Below are 14,258 nucleotides of genomic sequence, written 5' to 3'. Positions count from 1 at the left end.
CGCTTCGCGCCCGTGCGCCTTTTTGGTTGTTCCAGCTACCAGAAAGGCGCACGAGCCCGGAGGGCCTACCCGAAGTCGACGATCGCGAGGTTGCTCGGAAGCTCATCCGTCCGCGGTTCACCGGTGGGCAGTTTTCCCTGCAGGAACTGCCCCGAAAGGTAGTCGTCGGCGTCGAGGATCTGCTGCGGCGCGACCTGCCCCTCGTATTCGAAGCTGTCGAAGACGTACGGCAGGGAGTCGGCGTAGAGCAGGCTCGGGCCGTTCATCAACTGGAAGTGCAGGTGCGATGCGTTGGCGTTGCCGGTGTTCCCGAGTTTCGCGAGGGTGTCGCCCTTCGAGACCTTGTCGCCGGGCTTGACGAGCAGCGAACCCTCGATGAAGTGCGCATACATCGCGTAGACACCGCCTCCGAGGTCGAGGACGACGTGGTTGCCGTCGACGTTCTCGACGGTGAGTTTCGCGGCGAGTTCCGGGACCTCGGCGGGCAGTGTGCCCGGGGCGTTGGCGGGCACGTTGTCGAGCGTGGCCACGACCGTTCCGTCGGCGACGGCGTACACGTCGGAACCGTAGTCGACGTAGCTCTCGTTCTTCGTCCGGTCGCCGGTGTAGAACTCGCCCTGGTCGTTGGTGCGTTTCCAGTCGATCGCGAATCGTTGACTGTTGTTGATCTTGCCGTCGACCGGGAGCGGCGACGTACGGTGCGGGAAGCCCGGGAGGCAGCAGCCGTTGAGGGCAATCCAGTTGTCGCCTTTCAGCGGTGGCGAAATGACGCGTGGGGTCCCGGCGTCGATGTCGAGCGCGGTGATCAGATAGTCGACGGGGGACGGTTCCCGTGACGACGGCGCGGCCGCGGCGCTGCCGTACAGGTGATGGAGCACCGCTTTCGGGGCCTGGTCGAGCGAGTCGAACGTGTAGTCGACGAACAGGATACGAGTCTCCTGCGGCGGGATCGCCGTGGACGTCGCTGCCGGCGCGGTCAGCATTCGCAGCCGGTTGCAGTCGCCGTACGGACAATTCGGTTCGACGAGCGCCGCACCGGAGAACGACGCGATCACCTTCGACGGGTCGGTTCCGTCGACGACGTCCAGTTTGTCGAGGGTCGCCGGGACGGGTGTCGCGTTCGTCAGCTGGAGGTCGTAGGCGACGTGGTACTTCCCGTCGGTGCCCGGGAACGGGAAGGTCGGATCACCGATCGGGGTGAGGATCAGTCCCGTGTACGCGTCGGGGACGGTGACCGCCCCGGTCCCGCCCGCCGTCGTCGGCGACGCGCTGGTATCCGGCGCGTCGCCGCCGCTCGAGCACCCCGCCGCGACGAGTGCGATCGACATCATCAGCCCGGCAACTGCCAACTTCATGGTCACTCCGTTCAGGCACTTCGCCGCGGCCCTGTGCCCTTCGACGTGGCCATCGTCCGCCGGCCCGCCCGCCGCGGATTCACCCGTCGAGTGTGAATTTCAAGTTGCTGCCGGTTTGCGGTAACCACGTTCACCCACACAAAACAACTGGTACTCGCTAAAATCATCGCACCGGCTCACTGCGTCGGGGATTGGCGTTTGTCGAAGATCGTTTCTCGGTGCAGCGAGAATTGGGGGTCGGCGTGACGGCAGCACCGCTCGGGGAGTTTCGTCTGAGTACTCGAATACCGTCGAGTGCAGGGGGTCGAACGGTCACCCGTACCCGCCTGCACACCATGCTCACCGACGCGCTCACCGACGACACCCGCCCCTATCCGGTCGCGCTTGTCTGCGCGCCTGCCGGGTCCGGCAAGACGCGGGCCGTTGCCGACTGGGCGCGGGAATTGCTGGCCGCCGACGACGCCCCGACCATTGCCTGGCTCACCATCGAGGAGCGGCACAACGACCTCGACGTCGTCCACCGGGCGATCCTCCGCGCGCTCACCGACGCCGGAAATCCTCGTCTGCAGACGGCGTGCGCCGGGCTCGATTCCGAGTCACCCGACCTCGGTGCCACATTGTCGGCCGCGTTGCACGAACTCGGCGAGAACATCTGGATGATCATCGATGACGCCCATCTGCTCCGCGGCACCGACGTCCTCACCGACCTCGAGTCGTTCATGCGCTGGCAACCGCCCCTGCTGCGGACGGTCATCGTCGGGCGGTTCGAGCCGCCGCTCGCGCTGCAGCGGCTTCGCCTGGACGGCAAACTGTTCACGCTCACGGCAGCGGATCTCGCGTTCACGTCCGACGAGTCGGCCGAGATGCTCGACGAGCACGGCGTGGTGCTACCGGCGTACGATCTCGACGCCCTCATGGTTCGCACGGAGGGCTGGGCCGCCGGAATCCGGCTGGCGGGAATGTCTTTGGAAGGGCATCCGGATCCGAGCCGGTTGATCGCCGAGTTCTCGGGCGACCGCCGGGCCGTCGCCGACTATCTCATCGAGGAGGTCCTCGCCGGCCAGACCGACGAGATGCGCGAGTTCCTTCTGCGCACGTCCGTTCCCGCGTCGTTCACGGTCGAACTCGCCGAGAAACTCACGGGCTGCACGGATGCGCACGGAAACATCGATTGGCTCGAGCACCACAATTTTCTGATCAGCCGGATCACCGAGAACCCCACGCATTACCGTTACCACCCGCTGCTGCGGAGTTATCTGCGCGCGGAGATCAGTCGCATCGGCCACGTCGAAGTCGAGCATCTCGAATTGACGGCGGCCCACTGGCACGACGAATTCGGCGATGCGCTGCTCGCGCTCGAGCACGCGGTGAACTCCGGTGATCACGACGAGATCGTGGCGCTGCTGGCCAGGACGTCGCTGCCCCTGATCATCGGGGGCCACGGCGAGGCCGTCGACCGGATTCTCGCGCGGGCGCCCCGCGCGTCGCAGGACCATCCGTCGGCGCGGCTGCTCCGCGCTGCCGCCGCGCTCGCCTCGGGAAACATCCCCGTGGCGACGTCCACCCTCGAACTCCTCGACCGCAGGAAGTCGGGTCTGCTGGTGGACGGCGCCGCCGAATCCCGGGTACACCTGCTGCTCCGTGAATCGCTGCGGGTGCAGACCGCGATCGGGACCGGCGACATCGAGACCGCGCTGAACCGGCTGCAGAGGGTGGGCGGCGGTTCGAGCGGCGACCCCGATCTCGACGCGTTCGTCCTGCTCCAGGAGGGGCGCGCGCTGCTCTTCCTCGGACGGGACGACGACGCGGAGTCCGTGCTCGGGAGGTCGCTCGCGCACGCGCGACTCGGCGACGCACCGCTGAGCGTCATGTACTGCCTGGGCAGTCTCGCCGCCGTCGCGATGGCGCGGGGGGACGTGGCCGTGGCATCCGAACTGGTGGACGAGGCCCTGACGATCGGCCGGACGCAGTCGGCGACGGGCGATCCGACGTTCCAGTTGACGAAGCTCGTCGACTCGTGGTGCCGCTACATGCGGATGGACCCCGACGCCGCCCGCGTCGCCGCCGAATCCGCCGAGGCGTTGCGTCGCGCGAGCATCGGAACCGCGGGTTTCGCCGACGGCGCCGCGGCCCTGTTCGGTCTCGACGAGTCCGAACACCGGCACGGTTCGGTGACGATGGTGCATGCGGACAGCCCGGTGTCGTCCGCACTGCCGATGCCGCCGGGAATCCGCGCGGTGCTGCTGCCCGCCATCCAGTACGCGTATCTGTCCGCCGGTGAGGTCGGGTGGGCGCACGAGTTGGCCACCGAGGCGCAGGCCTTCCTCGGGCCCACCGGCGACACACCCCTCGTCGAGGCGATCATCCACCTGCATCTGCACCGCCTCGACCTGGCCCGCCGGACGATCCAGCCAGTCCTGGACGGTGAATTGGAATGCGCGGCGGGCACCAACCTGATCGCGGCGTGGCTCGTGGACGCGTCGATCGCGCTTGCCCGCAAACATGATTCGCGCGCCCACAGCGCACTCACCGAGGCGCTGCGGCTCGCGGAGCCGCAGTCGGTGCTGCGTCCGTTCCACGACTGCGGACCACAGATCCGGGATCTTCTCGTGCGGAGCACCGGCCGGTTCGGGGTGCTCGAACCGTTCACGGAACGGCTCCGCGCGTCGTTCCCCCGGTCGGAGAGCGCGGCGTCCGACATGCTCACTCCCCGTGAACTGGAACTGCTCGTGGAGCTTCCGTCGTGGCGCACCGCCGAGCAGATCGCGGCCGACCTGTGCGTGTCGGTGAACACGGTGAAGACTCATCTGCGCGGGATCTACCGCAAACTCGGCGTCACGTCCCGCCGCGACGCGATCGCCGCCGCGCAACACAACGGTCTGCTCTGAGACGGTTCACCACTTGCGGGTGAGGCGCGTCGCCGTTCCGTCGGTCACCCTGAAATCTACGGCTGACCGAGTTCTGGAACGACGATGCGAATGAAGGAGCCCACCGTGGTGCGTCCTGAATCGAACTGGCCGGGCAAGGTCAGGTACGCCTTCCTGATCAGCGGCGCTCTCTCCGATCGGGTGCTGGCGGCCTTCCCCGAGTTGGACGTCTCGGACGTCACGACCGGTGATACGACGCTCTACGGCCCGGTCGACGGCCCGTCGGATCTCCGCGGCATGCTGGCCCGCTTCGACGCGCTGGGGCTGACCGTCATCGAGATGCGCAGGCTACCGGACTGACCGGGCCGCGGGGTTCAATGGTGAAGGGTTCCCGGGAGGCGGTGAAGCCGAGTGAGCGGCGAGTTCGAACCGGGCACGGTGTTTGCCGGCTACGTGATCGAACGGGTTCTGGGACGAGGCGGGATGGGCACCGTCTACCTCGCCCAGCATCCCAACCTGCCGCGCAAGGTCGCTCTCAAACTGCTCGACACGTCGTGGACGAGCGACGACTACGTCCGGTCGCGTTTCGAGTCGGAAGCGGACCACGCCGCCCATCTCGACCATCCCAACATCGTCACCGTCCACGACCGCGGCCGCGAGGGCGGCAGGTTGTGGATCGCGATGCAGTACGTTCCCGGCGTCGACGCCAGGAGAGCGCTCAGTTCCGGGGCACTGGACGTCGAGCGCGCCGTGCACATCGTCAGCGAGACCGGGAGGGCGCTCGATCACGCGCACGAGGCCGGGATTCTGCATCGCGACGTGAAGCCGGCGAACATCCTGCTCGCGCCGGGCGACCCCGAACGTGTGCTGCTCACCGATTTCGGCACCGCCAAGGCCCTCGACGAAACGCATCAGCTGACCCGTACCGGGATGCTGGTGGCGACGCTGCACTACGCGGCGCCCGAGCAGATCGAGGGCCGGAAACTCGACCACCGCGTCGACATCTACGCGTTGGGCTGCACCTTCTTCCATCTGCTCACAAACGAACCGCCGTATCCCGGGACCACCGCGTCCTCGGTGATGCACGGTCATCTGAACGGGCCGATTCCCAAGCCGAGCGTGGTCCGGCCCGGGCTGCCGGCCGGTGTCGACGCGGTCGTCGCGCGCGCCATGGCCAAGGACCGCGAGGAGCGCTACTCGACGTGCCGTGAGTTCAGCGACGCCGTCCACGCGATCGCGTGGGACGGGCCGGGCAGCGTCACCCGTCCTGCCGCACGCGCCGACTCCGCTGCGACCACCCGGACGAGCCGTCCCGCCGTGACCCGGCCCGACGCCGAGCCGACGGCACCGACCACGGTCGCGGGCCGGTGGCGGCGGAAACGCTGGCTGCTCGCCGCTCTTCTGGCGGGTGTCGTCGTCGCCGCCGCTGTCGCCTACGTCGTCTGGCCGGGCGAGGAGTCGCCCGACAGTCAGGTCGTGCTCCCGCTGACCGGTTTGCAGGGCCCGGCCGGGATCGCGGTGTCGGGCAGCGGGAACCTGTACATCGCGGACAGCGCGGCCAAGCAGGTTCTGGAGGTGCGGGCCGGGTCCTACGAGCAGACGGTTCTTCCGTTCACCGGACTCGAGGTTCCGCAGGGAGTTGCGGTCAGCACGTCCGGCGACGTGTACGTCTCCGATCTCGTGACCAACACCGTGACGATGCTGCACGGCAGCACCCAGGTACCGATGCCGATCGGTGGGTTGAACCAGCCGTTCGGAATCGCGCTCGGACCGGACGGGACGCTGTACGTCGCGGACACGCTGAACAACCGGGTGCTGGCCCTGCGCGACGTCACCGCCGCCCCCGTCGCGGTACCGCTCTCGGTGATCGGCCCGTTCGCCGTCGCCGTCGGTGAGCAGGGCGACCTCTACGTCGGCACACCCAACAAGGTGCTCGCGTGGAACGCCGCCACCCGCAGCCAGAGTTTCCTGCCGTTCACCGACCTCCAGAGCGTCGGTGGTGTCGCGGTCGACGACGAGGGAACCGTGTACGCGATCGACCAGAACCACAACCGGATTCTGCGGCTGCCCGCCGGTTCGGACGAGCAGGAGGTCCTCCCGTTCACCGGCCTGGACCAGCCGGAGGGCATCGCCGTGTCGAGCCGGGGCGACGTGTACGTCGCGGACACCGACAACAGCCGGGTGGTCATGCTGCCCGCGGGCAGCTGACTGCTCAGGCCTGGCGTGCCAGGTCGAACCCGAACGATTCGGCGACGGCCTCATCCACCCGGCCGTGGTGATTGGCGAGCAGTTCTTCGCGTTCGTTCGCGGAGAGACCGCCCCAGATGCCGTACGGTTCACGGACACTGAGCGCGTGCTCCCGGCACTGCACCAGCACGGGGCAGCCGCGGCAGATCATCTTGGCGCGGAAGTCCCGCATCTCGCGGGCCCGGCCACGTTCGCGGTCGGGGTGGAAGAAGGTGGACGACTCGTAGCCGCGGCACGCGGCGTCCCTCTGCCAGTCCCACACCTCGGCGACCGGAATGGGAAGACTCAACCGATTGGACATTGCACTCCTCCAGATACTCGTGAGCCGTTGTGTGCGAGCCCGAGAACGCGTTCCCGGGCCAGATCGGCGGCGCCGACGATGCCGACGTTCGCGCCGAGTTCCGCCAGTCGCACCTCGGCGACCGGTCGATGTGCGCGTCCGGTGAGGCGGTTCTCGAAAGCGGCGGCGGCGGGACCGCGCAGCAGTTCACCGGCCTCGCACACTCCCCCGCCGATGATGAACAGGTCGGGGTCGAAGAACGCGGCGATGTCCGCCATGCCGTGCCCCAGCCAGGAACCGATCACCCGGAAACATTCGAGCGCCGCGGGGTCACCGTCCTGCGCGGCGGCGGTGACGTGCAGGCCGGTGATGGCGTCCGCCCTTCCGCCTGCGCGGGCGAGGAGATCGGCGGCGAAACCGGGCGACACGTTCGCGAGATCCTGCGCTTCCCGGACGAGTGCCCGCCCGCTGGCGTAACGCTCCCAGCAGCCGTGGTTGCCGCAACCGCACCGGCGGCCGTGCGGTTCTACGTTGAGGTGCCCGAACTCCGCGGCCACCCCGAACTTGCCGCGGTGGAGGACGCCGTCGACGACGATGCCGCCGCCGATCCCGGTTCCCACGGTGAGCACGACGACGGTCTGTCCCGTCCGCCCGGCGCCGAAACGCGCCTCGCCCCAGGCCGCGGCGTTGGCGTCGTTCTCCACCACCGTCGGCAGTCCGCACGCCGCTTCGACCACCGCACCGAGCGGTTCGTTGCGCCACGCGAGGTTCGGGGCGAAGAGCACGGTGCTGAGGTCGGCGGCGACGAAGCCTGCCGCGCCGATGCCGACGGCCTGGACCGGATGGGTATCGGCCAGTTCCCGGACGAGTTCGGCGATGACGTTCTCGACGCCGCGCGCATCGTGTGACGGGGTGTCACGACGCACCATCCGGTGGATGACTCCGTCGGTGTCGACCACGCCGGCGGCGATCTTCGTGCCACCCACGTCGATGCCAATTGTCAGAGCCATATCTCGTGTCCTCTTCAAATCTGCGAGTGAGGGGTGTCACGCTGACAGTAGAGGACCTTTGGATTTTCATCAATACATACTTCAGTCTTTTTGAGAACAAAGACCGTCCATCCTCGACTGGACAAGGCATGTGATCTAGGCCATAGTTCTTCTCCGTCGGCGTCTGCCGGCACGCCCCTGACACTCGGATCGTCCGGCACGTTCCTGCCGGTGGAGGGATTCATTTCTCATGGCAACAATCACGTACGACCGCGCAACCAGGCTCTTTCCCGGGTCCGACGTCCCCGCAGTCGATCAACTCGACCTGCACATCGAGGACGGCGAATTCCTCGTCCTCGTCGGCCCGTCCGGCTGCGGAAAATCCACCTCACTCCGGATGCTCGCCGGACTCGAGGACGTCGACGGCGGCCAGATCCTGATCGGCGGCCGCGACGTCACGCACGCCGAACCCAAGGACCGCGACATCGCGATGGTCTTCCAGAACTACGCGCTCTACCCACACATGACCGTCGCCGAGAACATGGGCTTCGCCCTCAAACTCGCAGGCACCGACAAGTCCGAGATCCGCACCCGCGTCGCCGAGGCCGCCGACATGCTCGACCTCGGCGCCTACCTCGACCGCAAGCCCAAGGCCCTCTCCGGCGGCCAGCGGCAGCGAGTCGCCATGGGCCGCGCCATCGTCCGGCAACCGCAGGTGTTCCTGATGGACGAGCCGCTGTCGAACCTCGACGCGAAACTGCGCGTGCAGACCCGCACCCAGATCGCCCAGCTGCAGCGCCGCCTCGGCACCACCACCGTCTACGTCACCCACGACCAGGTCGAGGCCATGACGATGGGCGATCGCGTCGCCGTCCTCAAGGGCGGCGTGCTGCAGCAGTGCGCCTCCCCCCGCGAGCTCTACCGCAGGCCCGCGAACGTGTTCGTCGCCGGGTTCATGGGCTCACCGTCGATGAATCTGTTCACCGTGCCCGTCGCCGACGGCGGCGTGCTGATCGGCGACCAGCTGGTGCCCGTCCCCCGCGACGCGCTCGCGGCGGCGGGCAGCGAGGTGATCTTCGGGATCCGTCCCGAGCACGTCGAGATCGCCGATTCGGGCGGCCTGAAACTCGAGATCGACGTCGTCGAGGAGCTCGGCTCCGAGGCATTCGTGTTCGGCCGCACCACCGTCCACGGACGGACCGAGAACCTGGTCGCGCGCGTCGACTGGCGCAACCCGCCCGAGAAGGGCCAGGTCGTGCACGTCCGCGTCGACGAGGCGCACGCGCACCTCTTCGCCACCGACGCGGCGGGTGAGCGCCTGGTGCGCTGACCTCAGAGTTCCGCGGGACGGGCGGTCGAGCCCCTGACCACCAGGTGGGTCGGGAGCACGACCGCCCGTTCCGCCGGTTCCCGGCCACCGAGCAGGTCCACGACCACCCGGCCTGCCGCGGCACCCTGCTCTGCCACCGGTTGCCGGACCGTGGTCAGGTCGGCCAGTTCGGCCGTCGGGTGATCGTCGATGCCGATCACCGACATTCCGGCCGGGACGGGTATCCCCGCTCGTCGCAGCGTGCGTAGCGCTCCGACGGCGACCTCGTCGGAATGGCAGAACACCGCGGTGGGCACGTCGGCCCGGCTGAGCAGCAGTTCCATGCCGCGCTCGCCGCCCTCGATGCCCCAGGGCACGGTCGCGGTGCAGTCGTCGTCGAGTCCGGCGTCGGCGAGCGCACCGTGGAAACCCGCGACCCGGGCGATGTCGCCCTCCCAGGACTGCCCCTCCGGGTCGACGGTGCGGATCATGCCGATCCGCGTGTGGCCGATCCTGATCAGATGCCCGACGGCTTGACGCGCGGCCAGTTCGTCGTCGATCCGGACGGACGGGAAGTCGCCGGCGTGCGCGCCGATGACCACCACGGTCACGTCCATCTCCTCGAGCCGCGCCCGCTCCGGCCCGGTCAGCGGAAACGCCACGGCGATGACCGCATCAACCTTGCGGCGCAACGGAAGCCGCTCGAAGAACGATTCGCGCTGGGACGACTCCTCGAGGCAGTACAGCATCACGTCCAGGTCGGCGGCGCGGAGTTCGTGTTCGATGCCGGCGAGTATCCGTGAGTAGAACCAGGCGTCGATCCACGGCACGACGACGGCCACCCGGCCCGTCGCGCCGCCCGACAGCTTCGACGCCTCGGGCGAGACGACGTACGCCAACTCGTCGGCGATCCGCTGAATCCGCAGCCGCGTCGCTTCGGAGACCCCCTTCTCGCCGCGCAACGCACGGGAGACGGTGGCGATCGAGACGCCGGTGCGGCGCGCGACGTCGGCCATGTTCACGGACTGCTTGGGGATCACGTTCCCACAGTAAGCGAGGAACGCAAATATTTGCGCAAATTCCTTCCGTAACGCAAGCCGCTGTAGTGCGGAAAAGAAACCACCCTGTTCGAGTTGACAGGAACCTGTGACGTGCCTCACGCTCTTAACGCAAACGTTTACGCATCACATTCGCCCATCCCATCCCCGCACCGAGGAGATTCGATGACCCAGTCCGTGGAGTCGACCGCAACCACCGTCGCGAGCCGGCACCCCGAAGCCTGGTGGAAGACGGCCGTCGTCTACCAGGTCTACATCCGCAGCTTCGCCGACGGGAACGGCGACGGCATCGGCGACCTCACCGGGTTGCGTTCCAAGCTGCCCTACCTCGCCGACCTCGGCATCGACGCCGTGTGGATCAACCCCTGGTACCCGTCGCCGATGGCCGACGCCGGCTACGACGTCGCCGACTTCCGCGACATCGAGCCGTCGTACGGCACGCTCGCGGAGGGTGAGGCGTTCATCGCCGAGGCCCACGAGCTGGGGATCCGCGTGATCCTCGACATCGTGCCCAACCACACCTCCAGCGAGCACCGCTGGTTCGAGGCCGCGCTCCGCGACGAGCCCGGAGCACGCGAGCGCTACATCTTCCGGCCCGGCCGCGGCCCCGCAGGTGACGAACCGCCCAACGACTGGCAGAGCGCATTCGGCGGTCCCGCGTGGAGCCGCCTCGACACCGGCGAGTGGTACCTGCACCTGTTCGCCCCCGCGCAGCCCGACCTCAACTGGGAACACCCCGAGGTCCGTGCGGAGTTCGAGGACATCCTGCGCTTCTGGTTCGACAAGGGCGTCGACGGCTTCCGGATCGACGTCGCCCACGGCCTGGCCAAGGACCCCGCGCTCCCGGATGCCGGTGAGCGACTTCCCGGTTCGCAGCACACCGACCCGCACCCCGCGTGGGACCAGGACGCCGTCCACGAGGTGTACCGGGGCTGGCGGGCCGTCGCCAATGCCTACAACGACCGCGTCTTCGTCGCCGAGGCCTGGGTTCCCGGCAACGACCGGCTGGCCCGGTACCTGCGCCCCGACGAACTCCACACCGCGTTCCAGTTCGACTTCCTGCGCGCCCCGTGGCGTTCGGACAGCATTCGCGCCGTGATCGACGACGCGCTCGAGCAGGCGGCCACCGTCGGCGCACCCGCCACCTGGGTGCTGTCCAACCACGACGTGCCCCGCACCGTCACCCGCTACTCCCGCTCGCAGCCCGACCACCTCGTCGAAACCGATTGGGAGCGCGCCCGCTGGGCGCTCGAGGAACCGAACCACGACCTGGGCAGGCGCCGTGCCCGCGCCGCCGCGCTGCTGCAGTTGGCGTTGCCCGGCACCGCGTACATCTACCAGGGCGAGGAACTCGGACTGGAAGAGGTCGAGGACCTTCCCGACGACGTCCGTCAGGATCCGACGTGGTTCCAGACCGGCTTCACCGACTGCGGCCGCGACGGCTGCCGGGTGCCGATCCCGTGGTCGAACGACGCAGTGCCGTACGGCTTCTCCCCCTTCGACGCGGAAGAGGACACCTGGCTTCCGCAGCCTGGGCACTGGGCCCCGCACACCGCGGAAGCGCAGGCAGGCCACCCCGAGTCGGTCCTCACGCTGTACCGCCGGGCGCTGGAACTGCGACCCGAGTTCTTCGACACCCCGCACGGCATCGAGTGGCTCGACACTCCCCCCGGCGTCCTCGCGTTCGCACGCGGCGGAGTGCAGTGCTGGGTGAACACCGGCACCGAACCGGCCGCACTTCCCGAAGGCTCGACCGTGGTGCTCGGTTCGATCGCCGGCATCACCGGCGGCCTGCTCCCGTCCGACGCCGCGGTGTGGCTGTCGGAACCGGGCTCGGGTGAATCACGATGAAGCGCGTCGCCGCCGCCGCGGTGGCCGTCGGGGTCCTGTTCGCGGCGACGTCCTGCGCCGATCAGGGCATCGACGCCGCCGCGCAGGCGGAGAAGCAGAACCTCGACGGCCGCGGGCCCATCACCTACGTGCAGGGCAAGGACAACTCCAACGTCGTCCGGCCGTTGATCGACGAGTGGAACGCCACCCATCCCGGTGAGGAGGTGACGTTCAAGGAGCAGTCCGACCAGGCCGACCAGCAGCACGAGGACCTGGTGCAGCATTTCCAGTCCCGTGACCCCGGCTACGACGTCGCCGTCGTCGACGTCGTGTGGACCGCCGAATTCGCGGCCCGCGGATGGCTGCAACCGCTCCAGGGTCCGATGGCGATCGACACGTCCGGCCTGCTCCCCGCCACCGTCGCGGGGGCCACGTACGGGGGTGTCCTGTACGCGGCGCCGCAGACCAGCGACGGCGCCCTGCTCTACTACCGCACCGATCTGCTGGATCACCCGCCCGCCACGTGGGACGAGCTGGTCGGCGCGTGCGGGACGGCGCAGCAGGCCGGAATCGGCTGCTACGCCGGTCAGTACGCCAAGTACGAGGGGCTGACCGTCAACGCGTCCGAGGCCATCAACACGGCAGGCGGGTCGATCCTCGCACCGGACGGCGTGACCCCGACGATGACCACCCCGGAAGCCAAGGCGGGGTTGCAATCGCTCGTCGACGCCTACCGCTCGGGCGCCATCCCCCGCGAGTCCGTCACGTTCCAGGAAGAGCAGGCCCGGCAGGCGTTCCAGAGCGGCGACCTTCTCTTCATGCGCAACTGGCCTTATGCGTACAGCCTGATGAACGGTCAGGGCAGTTCCGCGGTGTCCGGCAAGTTCGCGGTGGCGCCGCTGCCCGGGAAGAACGGGCCCGGTCACTCCACGCTCGGCGGGCACAGCGCCGCGATCAACGTGTACTCGGAGCACAAGGCCACCGCGTCCGACTTCCTGAAGTTCTTCCTGGAGAAGAAGTCGCAGGCGTTCTTCCTTTCGCAGGGGTCGCTCGCGCCCGTCCGCGCCGACGTCTACGACGACCCGGAACTGATCGGGCAGTACCCGTACATCCCCACGTTGAAGACGTCGATCGAGAACGCCGTGACCCGGCCGGTCACCCCGTTCTATCCCGCGGTCACCCGGGCCGTGCAGAACAACGCGTACGCCGCGATCAAGGGCGAGAAGACGGTGGACCAGGCCGCCGCCGACATCCAGTCCGCGATCGCCGCGGCCGGGTCCTAGAGGAGACAAGCCGATGACCGTTCACGAACTCTCGGAACCGACGACCGAGGTCGTCCCGCAACCGGATTCGTCCGAAGCGCCGCCACGGCCCAGGAAGGGACGCAGCAAGGCAGCGATGCTCCTGGTTCTGCCGACCATGATCCTGCTGGGCATCGTCGTCCTGTACCCGGTGGTCAGCGCGATGGTGATGTCGCTGTTCAAGGACCCGACCATCGACCCCGCCACCGGCAAATTCGTCGACCAGGGCTTCGCGGGGCTGTCGAACTACACGCACTGGCTGTTCCAGCGGTGCACCGACACGACCGGGGCGTCCGTGTCCTGCCCCGGCGGCACACTGGGATCGCTGTTCTGGCAGTCGATGTGGGTCACCGTGTTCTTCACCGTCGTCACCGTCACCATCGAGGTCGCGCTGGGACTCTGGTTCGCCACGATCATGAACCGGGCGTTCCGCGCCCGGGCACTGCTGCGCACCAGCATCCTCGTCGCGTGGGCCATCCCCACCGCCGTCACCGCGAAACTGTGGTACTTCGTCTTCGCGTACGACGGCATCGCCAACAAACTGCTCGGCACGGACATCCTGTGGACAGGTGACACGTGGCCCGCCCGGTTCGCCGTCGTGATCGCCGACGCCTGGAAGACCACCCCGTTCGTGGCGTTGCTGATCCTCGCCGGACTGCAGATGGTGCCCGCCGAGGTGTACGAGGCGGCGCGGATGGACGGCGCCGGCGCGTGGCAGCGGTTCCGTTCGATCACATTGCCCCTCATCAAGCCGGCCATTCTGGTGGCGGTCCTCTTCCGCGTCCTCGACGTCCTGCGGATCTACGACCTCCCGGCGATCCTCACCGGCGGCGGTGGCGGCGACGGCACCGCCACCACCACACTGTCGATCCTCGTGATCGACCAGATGCGCCAGGGATTCAACAGCGCGTCCGCCCTCTCCACGATCACGTTCCTGTTCATCTTCGCCGTCGCCTACGTGCTCGTGAAGGTGATGGGCGTCAACGTGATCGACACCCAAGAGCAGCAGCGAAAGGCCTGAC

Annotated in this window: 11 protein-coding genes; 7 read left to right on the top strand and 4 right to left on the bottom strand. The window is 68.3% G+C overall.

Features of this window, described 5'->3' with window-relative positions:
* Window positions 1-65 precede the first annotated feature (65 nt).
* Complete coding sequence (locus tag CA951_RS13015; protein ID WP_087557304.1) at window positions 66-1,355, bottom strand: M23 family metallopeptidase; 1,290 nt, start codon at window positions 1,353-1,355, stop codon at window positions 66-68.
* A 335-nt stretch (window positions 1,356-1,690) separates the two neighbouring features.
* On the opposite strand from CA951_RS13015, the gene CA951_RS13010 reads away from it, so the two are divergent.
* The 3 genes from CA951_RS13010 to CA951_RS13000 all read left to right on the top strand — a co-directional run bounded on the left by CA951_RS13010 (window position 1,691) and on the right by CA951_RS13000 (window position 6,430).
* Window positions 1,691-4,243, top strand: coding sequence for a LuxR C-terminal-related transcriptional regulator (locus CA951_RS13010; RefSeq protein ID WP_087557234.1), 2,553 nt, complete (start codon window positions 1,691-1,693; stop codon window positions 4,241-4,243).
* Window positions 4,244-4,333: 90 nt separating this feature from the next.
* Entirely contained in the window at window positions 4,334-4,582 is a 249-nt protein-coding gene (locus tag CA951_RS13005; RefSeq protein ID WP_087557233.1) for a hypothetical protein, read from the top strand.
* A gap of 51 nt (window positions 4,583-4,633) precedes the next feature.
* Window positions 4,634-6,430: a serine/threonine-protein kinase PknD gene (locus CA951_RS13000; RefSeq protein ID WP_087557232.1), complete on the top strand. Its 1,797-nt coding sequence runs from the start codon at window positions 4,634-4,636 to the stop codon at window positions 6,428-6,430.
* A gap of 4 nt (window positions 6,431-6,434) precedes the next feature.
* On the opposite strand, the gene CA951_RS12995 is transcribed toward CA951_RS13000, so the two are convergent.
* Window positions 6,435-6,770, bottom strand: a complete 336-nt coding sequence (locus tag CA951_RS12995) for a WhiB family transcriptional regulator (RefSeq protein WP_087557231.1) — start codon at window positions 6,768-6,770, stop codon at window positions 6,435-6,437.
* Complete coding sequence (locus CA951_RS12990; protein WP_087557230.1) at window positions 6,755-7,759, bottom strand: ROK family glucokinase; 1,005 nt, start codon at window positions 7,757-7,759, stop codon at window positions 6,755-6,757. The genes CA951_RS12995 and CA951_RS12990 overlap by 16 nt, the downstream gene beginning before the upstream one ends.
* A gap of 229 nt (window positions 7,760-7,988) precedes the next feature.
* Here CA951_RS12990 and CA951_RS12985 point away from each other — a divergent pair, with 229 nt between their 5' ends.
* Window positions 7,989-9,068 (top strand): ABC transporter ATP-binding protein, encoded by a 1,080-nt coding sequence (locus CA951_RS12985; protein ID WP_087557229.1) that lies wholly within the window; start codon window positions 7,989-7,991, stop codon window positions 9,066-9,068.
* Window positions 9,069-9,070: 2 nt separating this feature from the next.
* Here CA951_RS12985 and CA951_RS12980 read toward each other — a convergent pair whose 3' ends face one another.
* Window positions 9,071-10,087 (bottom strand): LacI family DNA-binding transcriptional regulator, encoded by a 1,017-nt coding sequence (locus tag CA951_RS12980; protein ID WP_087557228.1) that lies wholly within the window; start codon window positions 10,085-10,087, stop codon window positions 9,071-9,073.
* Window positions 10,088-10,270: 183 nt separating this feature from the next.
* Between CA951_RS12980 and CA951_RS12975 the strand changes: the two genes are divergently transcribed.
* From CA951_RS12975 to CA951_RS12965, 3 genes are read left to right on the top strand one after another with little or no spacing between them, the layout of a single operon-like run.
* The gene (locus tag CA951_RS12975) at window positions 10,271-11,956 is read left to right on the top strand and encodes a glycoside hydrolase family 13 protein (RefSeq protein ID WP_087557227.1); all 1,686 of its coding nucleotides are present in this window, start codon (window positions 10,271-10,273) and stop codon (window positions 11,954-11,956) included.
* Window positions 11,953-13,218: an ABC transporter substrate-binding protein gene (locus tag CA951_RS12970; RefSeq protein ID WP_087557226.1), complete on the top strand. Its 1,266-nt coding sequence runs from the start codon at window positions 11,953-11,955 to the stop codon at window positions 13,216-13,218. The genes CA951_RS12975 and CA951_RS12970 overlap by 4 nt, the downstream gene beginning before the upstream one ends.
* Before the next feature lie 13 nt (window positions 13,219-13,231).
* On the top strand, window positions 13,232-14,257 hold the full coding sequence (locus CA951_RS12965) for a carbohydrate ABC transporter permease (protein WP_179220183.1): 1,026 nt from the start codon (window positions 13,232-13,234) through the stop codon (window positions 14,255-14,257).
* Window position 14,258 lies beyond the last annotated feature (1 nt).

It is taken from the genome of Rhodococcus sp. NCIMB 12038 (genome assembly GCF_002165735.1).
Taxonomy (GTDB): Bacteria; Actinomycetota; Actinomycetes; order Mycobacteriales; family Mycobacteriaceae; genus Rhodococcus_F.
Note: the sequence above shows the minus strand (reverse complement) of the source record. Positions and strands in the feature narration are given on the sequence as shown.